The organism is Geothrix sp. (assembly GCF_020622065.1).
Taxonomy (GTDB): domain Bacteria; phylum Acidobacteriota; class Holophagae; order Holophagales; family Holophagaceae; genus Geothrix.
Map to the genome: position 1 here is coordinate 1,896,675 of NZ_JAHRYQ010000001.1, position 20,506 is coordinate 1,917,180.

At 64.0% G+C, this 20,506-nt stretch carries 18 protein-coding genes and 1 pseudogene; 2 read left to right on the forward strand and 17 right to left on the reverse strand.

Annotated elements, in window-relative coordinates; translation table 11 throughout:
• Positions 1–169: 169 nt before the first annotated feature.
• The 12 genes from cls to QZ647_RS08920 all read right to left on the reverse strand — a co-directional run bounded on the left by cls (position 170) and on the right by QZ647_RS08920 (position 10,746).
• A complete protein-coding gene (cls, locus tag QZ647_RS08865) occupies positions 170–1,618 on the reverse strand; it encodes a cardiolipin synthase (protein ID WP_291271810.1) in 1,449 nt (482 codons plus the stop codon).
• Complete coding sequence (locus tag QZ647_RS08870; protein WP_291271811.1) at positions 1,615–2,172, reverse strand: DUF1003 domain-containing protein; 558 nt, start codon at positions 2,170–2,172, stop codon at positions 1,615–1,617. The genes cls and QZ647_RS08870 overlap by 4 nt, the downstream gene beginning before the upstream one ends.
• 66 nt (positions 2,173–2,238) lie before the next feature.
• Positions 2,239–3,033 (reverse strand): alpha/beta fold hydrolase, encoded by a 795-nt coding sequence (locus QZ647_RS08875; protein ID WP_291271812.1) that lies wholly within the window; start codon positions 3,031–3,033, stop codon positions 2,239–2,241.
• 225 nt (positions 3,034–3,258) lie between these two features.
• Complete coding sequence (locus QZ647_RS08880; protein ID WP_291271813.1) at positions 3,259–4,692, reverse strand: OmpA family protein; 1,434 nt, start codon at positions 4,690–4,692, stop codon at positions 3,259–3,261.
• A gap of 115 nt (positions 4,693–4,807) precedes the next feature.
• Complete coding sequence (locus QZ647_RS08885) at positions 4,808–5,083, reverse strand: YtxH domain-containing protein (RefSeq protein ID WP_291271814.1); 276 nt, start codon at positions 5,081–5,083, stop codon at positions 4,808–4,810.
• 10 nt (positions 5,084–5,093) lie between these two features.
• Positions 5,094–5,483 carry a hypothetical protein gene (locus QZ647_RS08890; protein WP_291271815.1) on the reverse strand — a complete coding sequence of 130 codons (390 nt, stop codon included), beginning with the start codon at positions 5,481–5,483 and terminating at the stop codon, positions 5,094–5,096.
• An 18-nt stretch (positions 5,484–5,501) separates the two neighbouring features.
• On the reverse strand, positions 5,502–5,993 hold the full coding sequence (dps, locus tag QZ647_RS08895; RefSeq protein WP_291271816.1) for a DNA starvation/stationary phase protection protein Dps: 492 nt from the start codon (positions 5,991–5,993) through the stop codon (positions 5,502–5,504).
• Positions 5,994–6,087: 94 nt separating this feature from the next.
• The gene (locus QZ647_RS08900) at positions 6,088–6,348 is read right to left on the reverse strand and encodes a hypothetical protein (protein ID WP_291271817.1); all 261 of its coding nucleotides are present in this window, start codon (positions 6,346–6,348) and stop codon (positions 6,088–6,090) included.
• An 11-nt stretch (positions 6,349–6,359) separates the two neighbouring features.
• The gene (locus QZ647_RS08905; RefSeq protein ID WP_291271818.1) at positions 6,360–6,509 is read right to left on the reverse strand and encodes a lmo0937 family membrane protein; all 150 of its coding nucleotides are present in this window, start codon (positions 6,507–6,509) and stop codon (positions 6,360–6,362) included.
• Between the two features lie 69 nt (positions 6,510–6,578).
• The gene (locus QZ647_RS08910; protein ID WP_291271819.1) at positions 6,579–7,334 is read right to left on the reverse strand and encodes a BON domain-containing protein; all 756 of its coding nucleotides are present in this window, start codon (positions 7,332–7,334) and stop codon (positions 6,579–6,581) included.
• Between the two features lie 57 nt (positions 7,335–7,391).
• A complete protein-coding gene (locus QZ647_RS08915; RefSeq protein WP_291271820.1) occupies positions 7,392–8,888 on the reverse strand; it encodes an OmpA family protein in 1,497 nt (498 codons plus the stop codon).
• Between the two features lie 40 nt (positions 8,889–8,928).
• Positions 8,929–10,746 (reverse strand): Ig-like domain-containing protein, encoded by a 1,818-nt coding sequence (locus tag QZ647_RS08920; RefSeq protein ID WP_291271821.1) that lies wholly within the window; start codon positions 10,744–10,746, stop codon positions 8,929–8,931.
• 467 nt (positions 10,747–11,213) lie between these two features.
• On the opposite strand from QZ647_RS08920, the gene QZ647_RS08925 reads away from it, so the two are divergent.
• Positions 11,214–12,875, forward strand: a complete 1,662-nt coding sequence (locus tag QZ647_RS08925; RefSeq protein ID WP_291271822.1) for a sigma-54-dependent Fis family transcriptional regulator — start codon at positions 11,214–11,216, stop codon at positions 12,873–12,875.
• Between the two features lie 45 nt (positions 12,876–12,920).
• Here the strand turns inward: QZ647_RS08925 and QZ647_RS08930 are convergent, their stop codons facing one another.
• The 4 genes and pseudogenes from QZ647_RS08930 to QZ647_RS08940 form a co-directional block, all read right to left on the reverse strand.
• The gene (locus tag QZ647_RS08930) at positions 12,921–13,832 is read right to left on the reverse strand and encodes a response regulator (protein ID WP_291271823.1); all 912 of its coding nucleotides are present in this window, start codon (positions 13,830–13,832) and stop codon (positions 12,921–12,923) included.
• Positions 13,829–15,877 (reverse strand): PAS domain S-box protein, encoded by a 2,049-nt coding sequence (locus QZ647_RS08935; RefSeq protein WP_366526164.1) that lies wholly within the window; start codon positions 15,875–15,877, stop codon positions 13,829–13,831. The genes QZ647_RS08930 and QZ647_RS08935 overlap by 4 nt, the downstream gene beginning before the upstream one ends.
• Positions 15,878–16,975 (reverse strand): annotated as a pseudogene (locus tag QZ647_RS15600) (PAS domain-containing protein); the annotation flags it as partial.
• 648 nt (positions 16,976–17,623) lie between these two features.
• Positions 17,624–17,896, reverse strand: a complete 273-nt coding sequence (locus tag QZ647_RS08940; RefSeq protein WP_291271825.1) for a hypothetical protein — start codon at positions 17,894–17,896, stop codon at positions 17,624–17,626.
• Between the two features lie 647 nt (positions 17,897–18,543).
• On the opposite strand from QZ647_RS08940, the gene QZ647_RS08945 reads away from it, so the two are divergent.
• Positions 18,544–19,752: an AI-2E family transporter gene (locus tag QZ647_RS08945; RefSeq protein ID WP_291271826.1), complete on the forward strand. Its 1,209-nt coding sequence runs from the start codon at positions 18,544–18,546 to the stop codon at positions 19,750–19,752.
• A gap of 3 nt (positions 19,753–19,755) precedes the next feature.
• Here QZ647_RS08945 and QZ647_RS08950 read toward each other — a convergent pair whose 3' ends face one another.
• Positions 19,756–20,496: a methyltransferase domain-containing protein gene (locus QZ647_RS08950; protein WP_291271827.1), complete on the reverse strand. Its 741-nt coding sequence runs from the start codon at positions 20,494–20,496 to the stop codon at positions 19,756–19,758.
• Positions 20,497–20,506: the final 10 nt, after the last annotated feature.

Sequence of the window (20,506 nt, forward strand, 5' to 3'; positions counted from 1 at the left end):
CTCCCATATGCCCCCAGACAAGAGCGCGATTCGTGCCAGTTGTTTAGTCTTTATATAACTTGATTAATGCCAACAATGGCAGCGCGACGCGCGGGGCTACTCCATCAAGTTGAAGGATGGTGACCTTCAAAGTGAAGAAGCGATATGGGCATCTGGAACCCCGCCCGCCTCAGAGCCAGTAGGCAAAGAGGCGCGCAAACCACTCCTTGAATCGCTGCCCCCGGGGCCGGTCGTTCCACTGCACCAGGGTGATCTCGCGGGAATCCCGCAGGTCCTCGCGGAAGGCATCCTCCATCTCCCGCCCGAAGCCGTCTCCCAACACGATGATGTTCACCTCCTTGTTGTGGAGAAAGCTCCGCATGTCCATGTTGGTGGATCCCACCGTGGACCAGCCGCCGTCGATCACCGCCGTCTTGGCATGCAGAACCGAGCTCTTGAGCTCGTGGACCCGGATGCCGGCCTTCAGCATCGGGGCGTAGAAGGAACGCCGGGCATGGCTGGAGAGCCAGCTGTCGGAGATATTGGGCAGGATGATCTTCACCTCCACGCCCCGTTTGGCAGCGCCCAGCAGCGCCTTCAACATCTGGGCGTCCGGGATGAAGTAGGCCGCGGTGATGTGGATGGATTTCGTCGCGCCCTGGATGGCCAGGAGATACGCCTTGAAGATTTCATGGTTGCTGCCCGGTTGGCTTTTCAGCACACGCAGGACCTTGTCCCCCATGGACGGCAGCTCGGGGAAATAGTCCCGCTCGGGCAGATTCCCTTCCTGCTGGCTGGCCCAGTTGTCCAGGAACATCCACTGCAGGGCGGCCACGGCCGGGCCCTCGATCTGGATATGGGTGTCCCGCCACCCCGCCGCCACGATGGGCCGGGAACGGGACCGGAAGGACGACCCCCGTGAATAGGCCTCGGTGATGTTCACACCCCCGGCAAACGCCACCTTCCCGTCCACCACCAGGATCTTCCGGTGGTCGCGGTTGTTGATCCGCCAGCGCCATGGACGGTGGAGAGGGCTCACGGGCTGGAAGGGAAGCAACCGGATGCCCGCTTCCTGCATGCGGTCGAAAAAGGCCTGGGGCGTTCCCAGGGTGCCCACGCAGTCGTAGATGATGCTGACCTGGATGCCGGCCTTCTGCTTGGCGATGAGCAATTCCGCGAACTTCATCCCCAGGGGGTCCTGGTCGAAGAGATAGGTTTCCAGGTTGATCGAGTCTTTGGCTTCGGATGCAGCCGCCATCATCGCCGAGATGGTCTTGGGACCGTCGAAGAGAAGCGTCACCTTGTTGCCCGCGATGAGCGGCCGCCCCGTGGCGGCCTCCTCAAGCCCGGCCAACACCCTGGCATTCACCCGCGAGTGCCCGAGACGCCGGGCGAGCACCGAAGCAGCGTCCTTGTCGCTGAGGGTCCCCTGGCCGTCGACGACACTGGGCGTGGCCGGGGCCTCGAGCGGCGCCTTGCGGTAGTTCACTTCAGGCAGGCGTGCGCAGCCCGAGAGGAGGAGGCCGGTCACGAGGAGGAGTCGCGCCCAAGACGGCGGACGAACGCTGTTCCCCACATGGCTCCGGCCCCGAGGCACCTCCCAGGCCGCGGCCTGCGGTGGGTAGACCGCCATGGTCATGGTGAAGGCGTCCCGCCGGGCGTCATCTGGGCCAGGAGCTTGAGCTGCTCCTTCTGGAGGTCCAACAGCTCCTCCCATTGCTTCTCCCGGAGCAGATCCATCTTTTCGTGCAGCAGCATGATGTCGAGCTCGGCCTTCAGGTTCACCTCGTAGTCGTGCTCGGCGTGGATCCGGTCCTTCTCCGACTGGCGGTTCTGGGACATGAGGATCACCGGGGCCTGGATGGCCGCCAGCATGGACAGGAAGAGGTTGAGGAGGATGAAGGGATAGGGATCGAAGGTCTTGCCGCGGCTCATCAGAAGGAAGGCGTTGAGCCCGACCCAGAGGAGCATGATGGCGGCAAACAGGCCGACAAAAGTCCAGGAGCCTCCAAAGGTCGCCACGGCGTCGGCGGCCCGCTGGCCGAAGGTGCTGCCAGACTCCAGCTCATCCGAAATGTTCCGGACGATGTGCTTTCGACCAGCCACATGCTTCGCCACCTTCTTGGCCCGCTCGTCCAGGGCCTCGAAGGACACTCCCATCAGGCGAGAGGCGATCTCGCGGGGTTCATGCATGGTGCCTCCGATGGATCGAAAGGATGCCCAGCGGGCACACCGGGTCCCTGGAAAAGGCTCTCGGAATCACTGGGTGGCCTTCTCGGAGGTCAGCCAGTTGCTCAAACCCGCGTTGAAGGCCTCGGCCTGCTCGAAGGCCACGAGGTGACCGGCTTTCGGAATGGATTGGAGCTTGGCGCCAGGAATGGATTGCGCCAGGGCTGCGGATTCGCTGGGCGGGATGATGGCATCGTCGGTGCCGGTGATTACGAGGGTGGGAACTCGGATCTGCTCGAGCCAGGCGGTCGCGTCGGGCCGATCCGCCATCCCCTGCAGGGCCCCGATGACCCCCTCGGGCCTGGAGCCGGCCATGAACCCGCGGACCAAGGACACCATGGCCGGATCGTCATGGCCGGGGGAGAGCATCTTGGGGGCCATGGCATCCACCACCACTGAAACGCCTTCCGCCCGTACTTTTTCTGCCGTGGCACGCCGCGCAGCGGCCGCCTCGGGCGAATCCTTGCCAGCCTTCGTGCCCACCAGCACCAGTCCCCGCAGCGCCTTGGGGTAGGCCTTCGCGAACGCCAGGGCCACATAGCCGCCCATGGAGTGGCCGACGAGGACGACCGGCCCCGTGGCCAGTCGCTGCATCAGGGCGTAAAGGTCCTCGGCGAAGCGGCTCATCGCCACCGGTCCCGGGCTCGAGGCACTTTCTCCCAGACCCCGCAGGTCCGGTGCGATCACCCGGTGATGGGCCTTGAAGCCTGCCACCTGCTTCGACCAGGTCCCCCGGCTGAGGGGGAAGCCGTGGACGAAAAGCAGAGGGGACCCCTCCCCCACATCCGTATAGGCGATCTGGATGCCATTGATTTCCTTGAGCATGGGTCCTCCCTGCGGTCCTTCACGCACCAGGGCGTGGTCTCATTGATGGTTGGTGAGATCGTTCAAGAGCAAGGCCCCGTCGGATGGTTCAGAGACGCATCCCGGATGAATGCGGGGCCCAGAGGTAAGGTGCGTCCACCCGTGAAGCCATGCCAGTCGCCTGGATCTTCACGGGTGGGTCGGAGGGAGGGTGAATGACTTGGATCCGGAAGGGACCCGCGGAACCTAGAGGCCTGCGCTCTTCTGTCCGGTAATGCCGTCGCCGGATACGACCAGTTCCACGCGCCGGTTTTCCTGCCGGCCCGCAGCCGTTTCATTGGTGGCGATGGGGCTTTCCTTCCCAAATCCCTTGAAGGTGATGGAATCGCTGGCGACACCTTGGCTCACGAGGAAATCCATCGTGTTCTTGGCGCGCTGTTCCGACAGATGCTGATTGAGGGCATCGCTGCCGTTGCTGTCCGTGAAACCGTCCGCTTCGACCTTCAGCCCCTTGTGGGTGGACAGGATCCCCGCGATCTTCGACAGCTTCTCCCGCGCGGCGGGCAGCAGGGTGGCTTTCCCGTTCTGGAAGAGGACGCCGGACATGTTGACGATCAATCCGCGGGCCGTAGCCCGGGTCTGAAGCACCGCATTGAGCTGCTCCATCAGCTTGGCCCGAAGACCCTCGTTATTGGCCCGGAGCCCCTCGTTCCTGGCCTTGAGCCCAGCATTCTCCAGCTCAGCCTGGCGGGTCTTCTGAAGGGCGGCATCCTCGGCGGCGGCAGCCATGGCGGTCTCCCGCTTGGACGCATCCAGCTTGTCCTGGGCACCCTGTCGCTCCAGGGCCAGCCGTTCCACATTCTGCTTCTGGACCGAGATCAGGCGGGCATCCTCAGCCCTCTGCACGGCTTCCTTCGCCGCCATGACTCGGGCCTTCTTGCCGCCCTCCTTGATTTCAGCCTGGGCGAGGTAGCTCTCGGACTTGCCGAACGCCTCGGAGGCATAGGCCTGGGCCCCGGTGGCACGGGCGATCCGCACGGCATTGCGGGCCTGGAAGACATGGAACGGCGTCTTCTCATCCATGGCCAACGGCGCCATGGCGTCGAGGTTCAGGGTGTACTGACCCCGCTTCAACAGCTCGAATTTGGCGTCGATGAACTCGAACTGCTCCTTCGAGCCCTTGCGGATCGCATTCTCCATCACGACCACATTGCTGGGCTGGCTGACGGCGAAATAGGGTTCGGCGGTCACGATGAGACCGAAGGTCTGAAGCTTCTCGGTGACCTTGATCTTGCCCTTACCCCTCTCCAGGAGGAGCTCTCCCAGATTCGTGGCGTTGCCCTCGGGGGAGATCCCCCACACCACATAGGTGAGGAACTCGCCGCCGAAGCTCGAGGCCGGAGGGAGATTCTTGAACTTGGCGGTGATCTGGATCGCCCCGTCTTCACTCTTCACCCGGGCCTCGCCGGAGGCGTTCGCGACGAGCACCGTGCCCAGGAGGTCGATCTCCGTGGAGTGCTTCAGGTTCCGGTAGTTGATGGCCTTGGCGGAACCCTGGACGACCGTCACCCGGTACAGGGGCACCGTCGTGGACTGGGCCTGCGGAGAGGGGGCGGCATTGAGGTAAGGAGTGGGCGCCGCGGTCGGAGTGCCCGCTTGGGCCACCAGGAGCGCGGTCATGAATGGGATCGTTTTCCACATGATCATGTGTAGGTCCTTCAAAGGGTCCATGAATGGGTCAGCCCACGCCTCCGGACCCGGATGGCGAGGGCCATGCGGCAGAATGTTCGATCGATCAGCCCCGCAGGTCGCTGGCCGCGTCAGCCACGCCACGCTTCAGGTCATTGGCCGCCAGGGTCGTCCTGCCCTTCAGGTCATCCCAGGTATCGCCCGCCTCATCGGCCAGCGCCCCTGCCTTGCATTTCGCGCGGGCGGCGAGGTCCTTCAGGTTCCCGCGGAGTTCGGGACCGGTCTTGGGCGTGGTCAGGGCCACCACCACGGCGCCGACGGCAGCACCGGCGAGGAATGTGAGAAGCGTGGGGCCGTAGGAAGAAGTCTTGGATTCGGTCATGGTCATGGTCCTAGTCAGGTTCGTGAGAGGTTGGCTTGCTCTTGAAGAAGGCCAGCACGGTGCTGAGCCCTCCGATGACGCCGCCGATGGTGCGGGAGGCGGATTCCAAGGTGGTGCGAAAGCGGGCATGCCATTCCTTCACGGTTCCCCCCACTTCTCCGAGGGACTTCGTGAAGGCGGACAGATCGCCCAGGGAAACAGCCAGGGATCCGGCCAGGTGATCCATGCGCAACCTGGAGGCGTGCACATCCTCAGCGATCTGGGCCAGATCCTTCCTCGTGGACGAGAGGAAGAGATCCAGGCCCTTGGCCGTGCGGCGCAGTTGGATGAGCAGCGGCACCAGTCCCACCGCCAGGGCGAGCAATACCAGGATGAGCGTGATCTCAAGGGCGAGGGGCATGGCAGCCTCCGGAACGGGTCAGACTTCCTGATGGGCCGTGAGCATCCAGAGCGCCTTGTCCATGGCGCGGCTCACGGAGGTGTATAGATCCGCGGTGTCGGGATCGCCCAGCTTCTCGGCTTTGCGGATGGCCTGGCGTACCCGGCTGGTGTACTCACCGTAGCGGTCCACCAGGGCATCCACATGGGCCTTGCTGCCCAGGGCATCCAAGGGGTACTCGTCGAGCTGGGATCGGCTGCTGGCAGACCGGAGGGTGCCCAGGGCCTGGCCGCCGATCGTGACGGCTCGTTCGGCAAAGTCATCCACATAGGTGCTCAACTGACCGTAGAGGTTGTCGAACAGCAAATGGAGCCCGTAGAAGTTGTAGCCCTTCACATTCCAATGGGCCTGCTTGGTCTGATAAGCCAGATCGAGCGTGTCCGCCAGGGTCTGGTTCAGCAGGACCACCAATTCATCCGTGGTCTTTTCATCGAACATGATGTGTCTGGCTCGCGCTTGATGCTTGCTCATGTCTGGCTCCGTGGGGAGGTCATCCAGGTCGGGGCGAACGGAGCCCCACCTTGGCGATGACCGAGGGGGTGGGTGCGGATTCGAAGGTTGGATCCTAGAGCGCCTTGTATTCCATCCAACCTGTTTCAGTGCTGGCCTTCACGCTCTGCCAGGCGCCATCACTGGCACCCCTCAGGCTGCTCAGGTGATAGCTGGCCGTATCGTGCTGGTGCTGAATGGCAGCGATGGATTCCTCGTACTGGGCGGGATCGGTTCCCACCCGGCTGGCCTTGGCCCTGAGAAGCGCCAGGTCATCCTTCCACTGTTCCAACTGGGCTTCCAGGCTGCCTTCGTAGGTTCGGCGGTTCTCGGGCATGCAGGTTTCCTTCAGAGAACTCGTCGACCCTGGATGACCCGGACGAGGACGACGACGATGGCCAGCACCAGCAGGATGTGGATGAAGCCCCCCATCGTGTAGGCACTGACGAGGCCAAGGGCCCAAAGAACGATCAAAATGACGGCGATGGTCCACAGCATGGTTCCTCCTTCTGAGGGGGTGAAGCCCGATCCCCCGCGGTGGCGGGGGACCGGGGTTGAAGGCCCGGACTACTTGACGGTCATCCGGTTGTGGACGCTCTTCACGCCGTTGATGTCTTCGGCGAGCTTGCTCACCAGATCACGCTCAGCGGCATTCTTGGCTTCCCCGTGGAGGGTGACGATGCCGTCCTTGGTGGTCACCTTGGTCGCCAGGGCATGGGTGGACTTGTGGAACAGCAGGGCCGTCTTCACCTGGGTCGTGATGGAGGTGTCATCCACCTTGGCCCCCAGCGTCCGATGGGCCCCCTTCGATACGACGAGGTTGTTGCGGACCTCCGTGACGCCTTCCACATCCATGGCGTATTCGGTGGTCAGCTGCTTCTGGGCTTCGGAGTCGGCCTTGCCGCTGAGGGTGACAACGCCGTTGTTGGTGTTCACCTCCGTGGCGCTGGCGCTGACATTCTTGTGGAAGGCCAGAACCCCCTTCACCTTCATGGTCACCCAGCCATCGGAGCGCTCGGGGGGCTGATCGCCCACCACCATGAGGTTGTTGACCACGCTCTTGACGCCAGCGAGGCCTTCCACGGTGTCCTGAGCCAGGGCCTTGTGGTACCCCTGGGAAACCGTGCCCGTCAGGGTGACCACGCCCTTGCTGGAGGCCACCTTGATGTTGTCGTCCTTCAGGTAGGTCATGAAGTTGTAGCTGCTCCTGGCGGAGGACTCGATCTTGTGGTCCTGGTCGGCGGCCCGGAGGGGGAGGCCGACCGCAGTCAGCGCGATGGTGGCCATGAGGGCCGCGCGGGGATTGAGTTGGATGTGTCGCATGGTTCGTTCTCGTTTCTGCCCCTTGGGGCGTGGCGGTTCAATGATCCCGGCCTGCTTCTAGCGCTTGGTGGTGTTGGGGTAGTTGATGATGATGTTGACCCGGCGGTTCTCCTGCTGACCCTCAAGGGTCGTGCTGTAGGCGAAGCGCCTCGTCTTTCCGAAACCCTCGGCCGTCAGGCGTGATCGCTCGACACCGAAGTTGTCGACCAGGTAATTCACCACGTTCTGGGCCCGGCGCTTGGAAATGGCCATGGCCTCGGCATCAGTAGCCGCGACCTTGCCGGCGTGCCCTTCCACCGTCGCTGTGACAGAGGGATTGGCCTTGAGGAAATTGGCCGCCCGGCGAAGATCCTCGCGATGCTGCGGCGTGACTTCGTCTTTCAAGGGGTCGAATTCGATTTCCATGGCCATGGTCATCCTGGCGGGGGCCACCTTCAGGCCCTCGATGTCCGTGACGCAGGAAACCACGGCGTTGATGCGCCGATTCTGCCGCTTACCTTCCTCCGTGCTGTTGTCCGCCACGGGGCGGGTATCCCCGTATCCGACGGCGGTCAGCCGGGAGCGATCGATGTGGTTCTGCTCGACCAGGTAGGTCACCACATTCTCCGCTCGGCGCTTGGACAGCGCGAGGTTGTGATCCGTCGCTCCGATGTTGTCGGTGTGGCCCTCGATGACCACCGTGGTGTCGGGGTATTTCGCCAGGAAGGTCCCGATCACGGCGAACCGTTCGGATTCTTCGCGTTGGATATCGTCCTTGTTGATCTCGAACTGGATATCGAGGATGGTGCAGTACTGCTGGGTCCGGGCCACCGGGGCGGGGACGACCACCGGGACCGGAGCCAGGTAGGGCTCAGGCGCGTAGGCGGTGGGCTCAGGCGCCGGCACATAGGGGGCAGCGGCATGGGAGCCCCGGCCGAACCGGAAGAGGAACCCGATCGAAGCCATGTCGATGTCACCCTTGTTCCCGACGGCATCGTTGATGCGGTAGCGCTCCACTTCGGCGCGCATCCCGAAGGACTTGGTGAAATCGTACTGCAGGCCCCCGCCGAATTTGATATTGGTGGCCCGTTCACTGGGATTGGGTTTCAGCACGATCACCGCGCCCGTTCCGGAGAAGGCGTCCTTGGCTTCGGCATTGGTCACGCCGACCCGGCCGAACACGGAGAACTTCTCCGTGAAGGGCAGGCTCAGCACGGCATCGAAGTTGAAGCCTTTCAGTTTGATCTCGCCGTTCAGCGTGCCGACCGGCAGGGTCGTCGCCTTGTAGCCGAACTTGCCCAGATCAAAGTAGCCGCCTTCAAAGGCGAAGTAGCGGTTGAACTGATACCCGCCCAGGACCTTGAAGCCCGTGCTGCTGTCGTCATCGTGGATGGAAGTAACGACGAACCCGGCCGGTACGATGCCCTTGATGATCCTGGCATCGTCGATTTTCGCCTTGCTCTGGCCGACATTGAACCCGGCATACCAACCCGAATCCTGAGCCATGGCCTGCGGGCTGGCCACGATCGCGAGTGCCACCAGGCCCAGCATCCCTGAGATTTTAGATAACTTCATGACTTTCTCCTAGGAAGGATGAATGTTCTTGGAAGGCCCATTAAGGCGCGGGGACATTGACGGTGTTGGTGTCCAAGGCGATGGTTCCAGCGAGCGTCGCACCGGCCAGAATCCGGCCGTTGATCACGGAGCCGGTCTTGGCGGTGACATCCCGGCCCGACACGATGGTTCCGTAGAAGATGGTTCCAACGCCGACCGTCGCATCCAGGGTGGGTACCCAGAACACATTCTTGGCCTGAGCCCCATTGGCGAGCGACACGCTGGCCGTGGTGGTCAGCGAGGAGCCGATCTGGAAGACCCAGACGGCATTCGCGTTGCCACCCGCATCGAGAATCAGAGGCGTCGAGACCAGGATCGTGCTGCCCGAGGTGTAGGTTCCGGGGGGCACGCCGAGAGGATAGACGGCCGCCAGGTCGGCACCGGCCGAGATGGTGGTTCCGGGAGGCAGGTTCTTGGCGAAGTTGTAGGCGACCAGGAGGTCGATACGAGCCTGATGCGAGACGGTGTCATTGATGTGGATGGTGCCGTTGACCTGAACGGGCAGCAGCCCATTGGAGGTTCCGGGTTCCAGAGACACATCCCCATTGATGAGCGTGCCGGCACCGGTATTGGTGATCGCTGCAGTCGCCATGATGCCGAAGGTGCCGGCCGAACCCAGCGCAACGCCACCGGGTGCTGCGACTGTACCCGTGGTGAAAGTCCAGGGATTGGAGGCGAGTCCAGCGACCAGGGCATTGCCGGACAGGTCCTTGGCACCCGTGATCGTGGCCGTATAGGAGGTGCTGGCGGCCAGGGGGCTGGTGGGAGTGAAAGTCGCGATCTGGGTGACCGCATTGTAGGTGAGCGCACCCACCACCAAAGAACCCAAGGGCGGGCCGGTGGGCTGGACCGTGAAGGTGGCCGTGGTGAGGGTCAAGGGGTCCATGGCCTTGCTGAAGGTGGCATTGACCGAGCTGTTGACCGCCACATTCGTGGCCAGGTTCGCGGGGTTGGTCAGGGTGATGGTCGGCGGCGGCGTTACGAGGGCCGCGGTGGTGAAGGTCCAGATGTAGTTGCTGGCGGCAGGTAAAGCGGCCTGGTTGCCCGCGAGGGCATTGCCGGCCAGATCCGTGGCGGCCGTCGTGATGGTCGCCGTGTAGGTGGTACCGGCGACCAGCGTCGTCGGCGTGGAAGGCGTGAAAGTCGCGGTCCGGGCACCCACGGCATAGCTCACGCTGCCGGCGGGGGATACACCAGGCGCAGCCGTCGTCACCGTGAAGCTGGCGGCGCTGATCGAAGCCGGAGCCATGTCTTCAGTGAAGGTGGCGGTGATGGCCGTATTCGTGGGAACGGCGGTCGTCGGACCCGGGATGGTCGTCGCGGGAACGGTCAGCGTCACCCGGGGGCGGGTCGCATCCACCGCGATCCCCGTGGTGAAGCGCCAGACATAGGGGCTCGCCAACGGAAGGCCCGTCGCGAGGCTCTTGGCGCCGGTGATCGTCGCGGTATAGACCGTCAGGTTTGCCAGCGTGGTGGCGGGCGCCAGCGTGAAGGTGGCGATCCGGTTGGTGGCGTCCAGCGCCACGGTGCCCGTGGGAGACACCGCCGGGCTGGCGGCGGTCACCGTGAAGGTCGCCGTTCCCGTGATCGGGGCCATCGGTTCGCTGAAGCTGGCCGTGATGACCGTATTGTTGACCGGCACGGCCGTGGCGTTATTGACGGGGGCCACGGCAGTCACGGTGGGCGCAGCCTGGAGATTGGCAGCCAGGCTGCCACCGCCCAGGATGGGGTCGCCCCCTCGGCATCCCGCCGCCAGCGCGATCAGCAGCAATCCCATGGGGACCATCGACCGCGTCAGTAGACTTTCGACTCTGTTCATTTGGGTACTCCTTTTGGTGGATTCGCGTCCTGCATGCATTGCATGGACGCGTCGTGCACGACTTCAGTCAGGCGCCCCACCCCCGCCAGCGGGCGGGAGTCATCGACGCGATGGATGGATGTCATTCGGGGGGTTCGGTCTCAGCCGTTCAGACCGACAGCCATGACGGCTACCGGGGCGATGGGAGTCCCGGGGCTGGTAAGTGCGTGTGCAGGCGGGCGCATCCGGACTGGGAACCCACAAGGGCAGCGCCCGTCAACATGCCGGTCCAGAAAACGACGCCTCGAATCAATGCCTCTAGAAGGCTCAATAGGGAACTCCTCATCTGAAGTTCTTCTGGGCAGGTTTCGAGCCAATTGCTTACATCAATTAATTCAGCCTTTAAATTATTTCGATTTGATAAGCGTGCTAACCTTCTCCATCAAGATGAACGACTGCTCCTTCAGTCCGAAGGATGAAGGGCACCCATGCGCGCCGATGATCTGGACCACAAGGAACTGCTGGAGCTGCATCCAGAGAGCGGGGTGATCCGCTTTGCGGGGCAGCGGGCGATCCTCCTCGATGCCGTGGCCATGGGGCTCCTCCGCAAGTACCTCGTCGAGAACTTCGGCCTCATGGCCGCGCGCGTGGTCCTCACCCAGTTCGGCTTCGCCCACGGCTGGCGCATGGCCGAAGCCCTCCAGACCGAATTCAAGTGGGACGACGATGACCAATGGCGGCGGGCCGGCAACCGCATCCACACCTTGGGGGGCCTCTTCGGCGTCGGGTCCGAAAGCAGGGATCCCCTTTCCAAGGAGGGGATGATGCTCCTGACCTCCTACGAGGCGGAACAACACCTCCTGCACTTCGGCCGCGCCGATGCCCCCATGTGCTGGACCATCTGCGGTCTCATCAGCGGGTACTTGAGCCGGATCGCGGGCCAGGAGGTCTTCGTCCTCGAAGACCGCTGCCAGGGCAAGGGGGACGCGGGTTGCCACCTCTTCGGGCGCACCCGGGAGGAGTGGGGTGACGCGCGGGCCGAAGAACTGCGCTTCTATGACAAGAATCGCCTGTCAGATTGCCTCGATGTGTCGATCCACCGCGTCACCGAGACCTTGAAGGCCGCCGAGCGAAAAATCAAAGAGCATCGCCGGGCGCTGGTCGCGGTGGCCCAAGAGGGGGATGAGCCGATCCTCGGGATCGTCGCCAAGAGCCTGGCCATGAGGCAAGTCGTGGATCTGGCCCGGCGCGTGGCCAAGGTCGATTCCACGGTCCTCCTCACGGGAGAAAGCGGATCGGGCAAGGAGCGGGTCGCCCGCCTCGTCCATGAGGAGTCCACGCGGGCGGCCGGCCCCTTCATCGCAGTCAACTGCGGCGCCATTGCCGAAACGCTGCTGGAAAGCGAGCTCTTCGGCCATGCGCGCGGCGCGTTCACGGGGGCGACCCACGACCGGCCGGGCCTCTTCGAGTCGGCCAACGGCGGCACCCTGCTGCTGGATGAGGTCGGCGAAGTCTCTCCCGGCATGCAGGTCAAGCTGCTGCGCGCGCTCCAGGAACGGGAAATCCGGCGGGTCGGCGAGAACAAGAACCGGAAGGTGGATGTGCGCATCATTGCCGCCACCAACCGGGATCTGGCTTTGGGCGTCATGGATGGCAACTTCCGCCAGGACCTCTATTACCGGCTCAAGGTCGTGGAGCTGCATGTGCCGCCCCTCCGGGAGCGCCGGGATGACATCCTGCCTCTGGCCCGGGTGCTGCTTGCCGGTTCCGCGCTGTGGATGAAGCGCAAGATCTCGGGCCTGACCCCGGCCGCGGCCGATCAGCTCCTCCGCCATGCGTGGCCCGGCAATGTGCGCGAGCTCGAGAATGTCATGGAACGGGCCGTCGCACTTTCGCCGGGGCCCCGCGTGGAGCTCGAGGACTTGCCTGAGGAGATCCGGCGGGCCTGCCCCATTCCCGTGGCCCTCGATGGCTCCGTCAAGCCGCTGGAGGAGGTCGAGAAGGAATACATCCTCGCGGCCCTGGCCCTGAATGCCGGGAATCAAACCCGGACCGCCGAGCAGCTTCAGATCGGCTCTGCGACGCTCTACCGCAAGCTCAAGAGCTACGGCCTGATCGGAAGCAGCCGCTCGGCCCAACACGGCAGCTGATCCCGGTACACCTTGAGGGGCGCCGCAGGGCTGGGTCGGGCCCTTTCATAGGTCGTAGGTGACCTTGCGGCTGCTGACGGTGCTGGAGACCTCTGCGCCGAGGTCGAGGCCGATGCGCAGCTTCAGCTTGTACCGGCTGTGCGCGTTGAAGTGATCCACGGCCTCGACGATGCTCAGGGCCTTCCGCGAGGCCTTGATCGTGTGTTCGGCCACGGCATCCGACAGCCCGACGGAGGCGAGATAGGCGTTGCCGATGGTCCTGCCCTCGTCCAGGCGGGACCGCCCGTCCGGATCATCAAAACGGGTGGAGAGGTCCTCGAGTACTCCCAACAGGACCTCGGCGCCCACCCCCTCGGCGAACTTGGTGAATTCCAGGATGTCGGCGAACAGCACCGTCACTTCCGCGTAGCTCTCCGTGACCAGCTCCGCGAAGGTCCCTGATGTGGCTTCGGGATGCGCCGCCAGCTGAGCTGCCAGGGCCGTGGGCAGCACATTCATCAGGAGCCGCTGCGAGACCTTCTGCTCCGCAGCGATCCGGTCGTACAGCCGCTTCGACTCCTGATGCAGGAGGCGGACTTCAAGCATGTTGTGGACCCGCAACAGCACTTCGGCGAGGTCGAACGGCTTGCTGACGAAGTCCTTGGCGCCGGACTTGAGGGCCCGCAGCTTATGGGCCGGCTGCGCCGTGATCACGAGCACAGGCAGATAGCTGTCCCTCTCGATCTCCTTCAGGTTCTCCATCACCTGGAAGCCATCCATTCCGGGCATCTGGAGATCGAGCAGGATCAAGTCGTAGCGGTGGATGAGGTGGAGCTCACAGACCTTGCTCGAATCCATGGTGGAGGAAATGGAAGTGTACCCCGCGCTCCGCAGCATCTGCTCCAGCAGCAGCACATTGGCCTCCTGATCGTCGACGATCAGGAGCTTGCCGTGGAGGATGTCCCTGGGAGTGATCATGAGTGCCTCGGTCGGGTTGATGCGTGGTCCAGGGCCTCATCAATCGTCGCCATGAACTCTGTGACATTGATGGGTTTCGTGAGGTAGCGGAAGAATCCCGCCTCCAGGCCCTTGGCGATATCCCCGAGCATGGCATTGGCACTGATGGCCACCACCGGGATGTGCCTGGTTTCGCGGTCTTCCTGAAGGATCTTCAACGCCTGAATGCCGCTGATGCCCGGCAGGTTGATGTCCATCAGAATCACGACCGGTTGATCCTTCCGCGCCAGTTCGATGCCGAGGGTGCCATTCCCCGCGCTCACCATGCGCAGGTCGGGCCGACGCGCGATGATCTGCTCCACCAGGCTCAGGTTCGCGGGGTTGTCCTCCACATACAGCAGCGTCCGCAGGGGCGCTTCAGGGTGGATCGGGGCCCGCACCACGGTTCCCGGACCGGTCTTGCCCTCCTCAAGGCGGGGCGCCGCGACGGAATCCAGCTCACACCAGAACAGGCTGCCTTCCCCCACCCGGCTTTCCACGCCGATTGAACCCCCCATCAGTTCGACCAGCAGCTTGCTCATCACGAGGCCGATGCCGGTGCCCTCTTCGCCGCCCTGTTCCTGCCCCAGACGGTTGAACGGCTGGAAGAGCTGCCTCAGCTTGTCCGGGGGCAACCCGAGCCCCGTGTCCCTCACGCTGATGCGGGTGCGGCCGGGGGTGGTCGTCGTGCACACCACGGTGACCGTTCCGTCTGGACGATTGTATTTGATGGCATTCGAGAGAATGTTGATGAGAACCTGCTTCAATCGAATTCGATCGGCCTGAACGAAGGCCGGAGCCTCGAACTGGGGGAAGGTCATCTGGAGGCCCCGCTTCGCCCCCTGTGGCTCGATCATCGCCTGGCAATCCAGCATGACCTCGGCCAGTGAAACGGGCTCCTCTGAGAGCGACAGTTTCCCGGATTCGATCACGGCCAGGTCGAGAATCTCGTTGATCAACTCCAGAAGGTACCATCCCGCGTGCAGGATCTGGTCGATGCTGGCCTTCTGGCGCGGTGTCGCCGGGGGGGTTTCGGAATCCATCAGCTGGGCGAAACCCAGGATCGCGTTGAGTGGGGAGCGCAGCTCATGGCTCATGCTGGAAAGGAATTCGGATTTCGCGAGGTTGGCCTTGTCCGCGACGATCTTGGCACTCATCAGCTCGGCGTTCTTGTCCTGAAGCACCTGATCGAGCAGGGCCCGCTCGGCCTCGACCCGCTGGCGCGCCGTGTTGTCGGTGCCGATGAGCAGGTAGCCGATGATGGCATCCTGGGCATCCCGCAGGGCCGTGACCGAGACCAGCGCCGGGAACCGGCTGCCATCCTTCCGGATGTACGACAGCTCGTAGATGTCTTCGATGCCGCGCGAGGCTTTGAACACCAGGGCCTCGAAGCCGGGTGAGATCGGGGTGCCCAATTCCAGGCTCAACGCCTCGGCGCGGGCGATCACTTCCTTGGGATCCGAGATGTCGGCCGGGGTGATCTTGTTCATGACCTCCGTAGCCGAGAAGCCCAGCATCCGTTCGGCGCCGACATTGAAGATCTGGATGACGCCCTTGGCGTCAGTGGCGATGCTTGAGAAGTTGGCGCTGTTGAAGATCGCATTCTGCAGGGCTCCGGCCTTCAGCAGGGCTTCTTCCGCCTGCTTCCGGGTGCTGATGTCACGCAGGATGCCCGTGAAATACCGCTGACCGCCCAGCTGCATCTCGCTGACGGCGATTTCCAGCGGGAAGAGTTGCCCATCCTTCCGCCGCCCCAGGACCTCCCGACCGAGGCCGACGGCCCGGGCCTCGTGGCTGGCACTGAAATACTCCAGGGAGCCCGAGGGCTGATCCCGATCCAGCTCGGGGATCAGCACGCTGATGGTCTGGCCGATGAGTTCGCTGGCGGCATACCCGAACATCCGCTCGGCGGCTGGGTTCACCGTCTCGATGATCCCGCCCCGGGCCTTAAGGGTGATGATGCCGTCCACCACGGCGTTCAGGATCGTCTGGATCAGGGCCGCGGAATCGTGCAGGGATCGCTGCACGGCATATTCTTCGGAGACATCGCGAAACACCAGCACGGCGCCCACCACCCGCCCATCGCGGTCGCGGATGGGCGCGCAACTATCGGCAATGGCGCATTCCCCGCCGTCCCGGGCGATCAGCAGGGTGTGGTTGGCCAACCCCTGCACCGTGCCATGCGCCAGGGTTTCCAGGACCGGCGCCACCGAGGGCTGGCGGGTCTCCTGGTTGATAATGTGGAAGACTTCATCCACCAGATGGCCGACGGCCTCGGCCATGGTCCAGCCGGTGAGCTGTTCGGCCACGGGGTTGAGGACCCGGACCCGGGCTTCGGCATCCGTGGCGATGACCGCGTCGCCGATGGAGTTGAGGGTGACGACGAGCTTCTCCTCGCTCTCCTGCAAGGTGGCATTGACCTGCTGCAGTCGGTTGTTCGCATCGACCTGTTTTTGGAGCAGATGTCTTGTTTCAAGATGAACGAGCCCCTTGATCCGCTGCTGTGTCTGCCGATGCACCGCCACCACCAAGGCAAGGACCGCCAGGATCATGAAGAGGCTGACGAGAACCAGGAGGACGAAGAGGGCGGCCAGGCCGGATTGGAGTTCCGCGTCATGGGTCGCCACTTCGCCTTCCTCGAGTTGGAGGTAGGCCCTTGCTTCGGAGCGAAGGGCATCTGTCCACCGGGTGCCCGGGCCGCTGCCTGCGACGGCCCCAGTCCGCCCCCTGCGGTGGTCCCCGCCTCTTGCGGCCGCTTGGGAGGGCTCGGCCCAGGGGGCCTCGACCGAGGCCAACGCCGCCTCCAGGTGGGCCAGGGCCGCGGGGGCCCGAGTCAGCCCGCGAAGGACCCCCAAGCGGCCGCGAAGATCCTCGCGAACGGCCTTCTGCAGCTCTGACGAGGCCCCGGCACCCGCCGGCAGACCCCTGCGCACATCGGTGTCGACCTCGCCCAGGGTCGTCAGCAGCTTCTCTGCGTGGACGACAGCCTGGTGGGCCTGGCTTCGGGCACGGGTGGCCGCCTTGATCTCACGGAACGCCCAGAAGGAAGGTACCACCAGCAGCGCCACCAGCAGGCTCGCGCCGGCCAGGGAAAGAAGGGTTCTCATCGTCCCTTTCAGAGGCATGTCGCCCTCCCCCGGGAGTCGGGCGACCCGATTTCGGCCCTCCAGGCGGGCTTCTGCCACGCCCACGCACCGTTGGACCTGGACAGCCGCTTCATCCGTGCCTGCGCCAAGCCCTCAGCCAAGGGAATGACCAGGCTCGGGAAAATGGGTTCATGGCGGGTAATGCGCACGGCCGACCTCGGGGAAACCGCGAAATGTCTTGCGGATCGCGAGACCGAAGGTGCGAGCGGCACCTCACCGACTCATACCCCTTTCCCACAGCCCGTCTCCGTCGCCGCAGAGAGAACCGGAAAGAGTCATCGGTGAGTGCGGCAAGACCTGGTGCCTCGATTTCCGGGACATTGGCTTGCCTGTTTGGGATTCGCCAGATAACCACAGTGCGTGGAGGCCCGACCCCGGTAGTAAAGCAGGTTCCATTCCTTGATGTAAAAACTGATTAATAAAGATTTATATTATTTACATCAACACGGGCCCGCTGCGGAGCGACCAAAATGACCGCCCAGCCGATCAATCTGACGCGACGACTCAGCTCCAGGCCGACCATCCATCGTCGTTCGCAGATCCGACCGGGAACCGACCTCGCGAACAGACCGGGACCGTGGATCAGACCTTGGCAGGCCAACCGCGATCCCGGTCCATCCGATGCGCCTAGTGTCGATCCCAGCCGCGGTGGCGGGTCTCTTTCGGCCAATGGGACCGGGGCAGTTCCCGCCGCTCGCCATTCCGGGAAGACGCGTAGTACCAGCGGTCACTGGTGTAGAAGTAGTGGTATCCGCCCTGGGCGTAGTAGTTGTCGGAATCGACTTCCACGACCACCGGCAGGATGGGAACGATCTCCAATCCACCGCCCTGCCTGGGCGCCACCATGCACCCCGTAAGCACGAGCAATGAAAACGCAGGAACCAGCACATGGTTACTCATCGCTTCTCCTCGGTAGTTTGTCCACTTGGAACACCTCCTCCTGCCGCGCAGGAAGGAGGGTCATGGGAGCGATCATGCGATCCACGCCCACCGGATGCCTCCGCTCTTTGCAGAAGATCCGCACCTTGGAGTCGCACGATTTGGGCCACATCATAATTTATTTATTATAAATACCTTATATGATACAAATCTGCTCCATCCCGGGCTCGGTCCAATCAAGTTGATGGGTAGCCTCCTTCAAGACGAAGGATCTCCCCCATCGGAACCATCAGGCCACGGAGCGCACGGCCTTGCCCTTCGAATTGAGCGGAAGGCCCTTCCAATTTGATGGAACTGACGCCCTGGCACACCTCGGCCGGACTCTCGAATATGCGGATTAGCACCGCCCTTCCAACCAGTTACAAGGCTCCTCGAGTTCGGAACGGAAGCTGCTTTGAACTCCATGGAATCCGGCGGATTCGAGGAAATCCCGTGTGAACCCTTTTCGGGTCATCGGGCGCGCCTCCCCCGCCCAACGAGGGCTTCGTGACCGACATCCACCCCGCGGGTTTGATCGCCTTGCGTTTCCATGAGAACGCCAGGACCTGGCTTGGCCGGGCACGGCCTCCGCGAGAGGCACCCTCCATCCTCGTTCTGTCTGTGACGCCGTGAGTGCATCGGACCCCAAGCCGTCACCGGGACCCGGGCCGCGCATCCTGCGCCTGGAGGTTTCTTCGACCACCCTGCTGAAGCTCGTCCTCCTGGGCCTTTCGTGCTGGGGATTGATCCGGCTGTGGCCCGTCATTCTCGTGCTGGTCGTCGCCCTGCTCATCATGGGGACCCTCAGCCCTGCCGTGCAGTGGCTGGAATCCAGGCGGGTCAGGCGCGGCCTGGGCATCGCAATCGTCTTCACGGCGCTCTTCACGGTGGGCGTCCTCGTGGTGACCCTGACGATCCCGTCGCTCGTGGCCCAGGCCACGGAGCTCCTTGAGCGGGAGCCGGCCTTCCGCGCGAGCCTGGCGGACCACCTCGCCCAATACCCTTTGAGCGCGTCCTTCGCGACCTGGTTGAGGAACCTGAATTACGGCGCGCCTTGGAGCCAGGTGGGCGCCACCGCGCTTTCCTACTCGCTGCGTCTCTTCGAGATCGCGGCCTACGGCATGAGCGCCCTCTTCCTGGCGCTCTACATGATGGTCGACCGGGATCGCCTGCGGGGCGGCCTGTTCGCGATGGTGCCCCGGACGCATCACATCCGCCTCTCCCGGGTCATGCTGAACCTGGAAACCATCGTTGGCGCCTACATCCGCGGACAGCTGGTGACTTGTCTGCTCATCGGCGCCTTCACCTTCGTCCTGCTGACGGCCTGCGGCGTGAAGAATGCGATGGCCCTCGCGGTCTTCGCCGGGATCGCCGATGTCCTGCCCTATATCGGCGCCATCCTCTCCGTGGTCCCGGCGGTCCTCGTGGCCCTCAGCCACAGCCCAACGGCCGCGGTCATCGTACTGGTGATGATGCTCGCCTACGAGGAATTCGAGGGCCGCGTGCTCATCCCCCGCATCTATGGCCAGGCGCTCCGCCTGCCCTCCTCCGTCGTGTTCTTCGCGCTCATGGCCGGGGGAACCTTGATGGGGCTGCTGGGGGCGCTGCTCGCGCTGCCCGTGGCCGCGACCGTCATGATGCTGATCGAGGAACTGCGCGTCGAGTTGCCAGGTGAGCAGGAACAAGACGCTGATGTGGTGCTCCGCGCCCGGGATGACCTTGCCGAAGAGGAATACGAGCGCCGGACCGAGGGCGTGGCCGCCCAGGAGGCCGCCGCCATCGCCGTCGAGATCTCGGTCGATCGGAGGAAGGAAGAACGATCGCCCCCCGCGCCCTGAAGGTCAACCGAAGCGCACCTGAGGGGTTCCCGGCTTCTCTCCGACCAGCAGGCAATTCCCCGATCCATGGTCGCCTCCCCCGGGCGCCGGAAGGATGGATAACCCGGCCTCCCGGAGGTCCCCGTGGACCTCGGCCAGGGAACGCCAGTGCACGCTCGGCGCCTGATTCCATCCGAACCCGACCGCCAGCTGTTCGCAGAACCTCGTCACCCTCGCCATCCCCCCGGCACGGCCATCCATCACGCGAAGCAGCAGCCGGCCACCCGCGGGGAGGTGCGCGCCGATGCGGAGCAGCAGCGCCCGTTGCCGCTCCGGAGCGAAGTAATGGAGGACATCCAGCGCCGAGACCACGGCGCATTCGGGCCACGCTTCCGTCCACAGGTCGCCGCACACGACCCGGATCGCAGGTTTCCCTTCGGCCAACCGCCGGGCGAACCGGGCTTTGGGTCGGTCCCACTCGATGCCGAAGGTTTCGTTCCCCAATCCCCGCGCCTCCAGCAGCAGGCCCAGGAGGCCCACGCCGCAACCCAGATCAAGGACCTTCGTCCCCGCAGGTATCAAGGGCAGGGCCGCTTCATAGAGGTGATCCATCCGGACCTTCCTCCCCGCATACCCGCCCAGCCAGCGTTCGCCTGCCCTCCCCGAACGGGCCAGCCCCGCCACCACCGCGGCGATGGAATCGCGGGTGCGATCCGGCGCGGGAAGGATGGGGTCGAGGGGGTCGGCAGCCTGCGGTCGGTTCACGGGTGGGTTC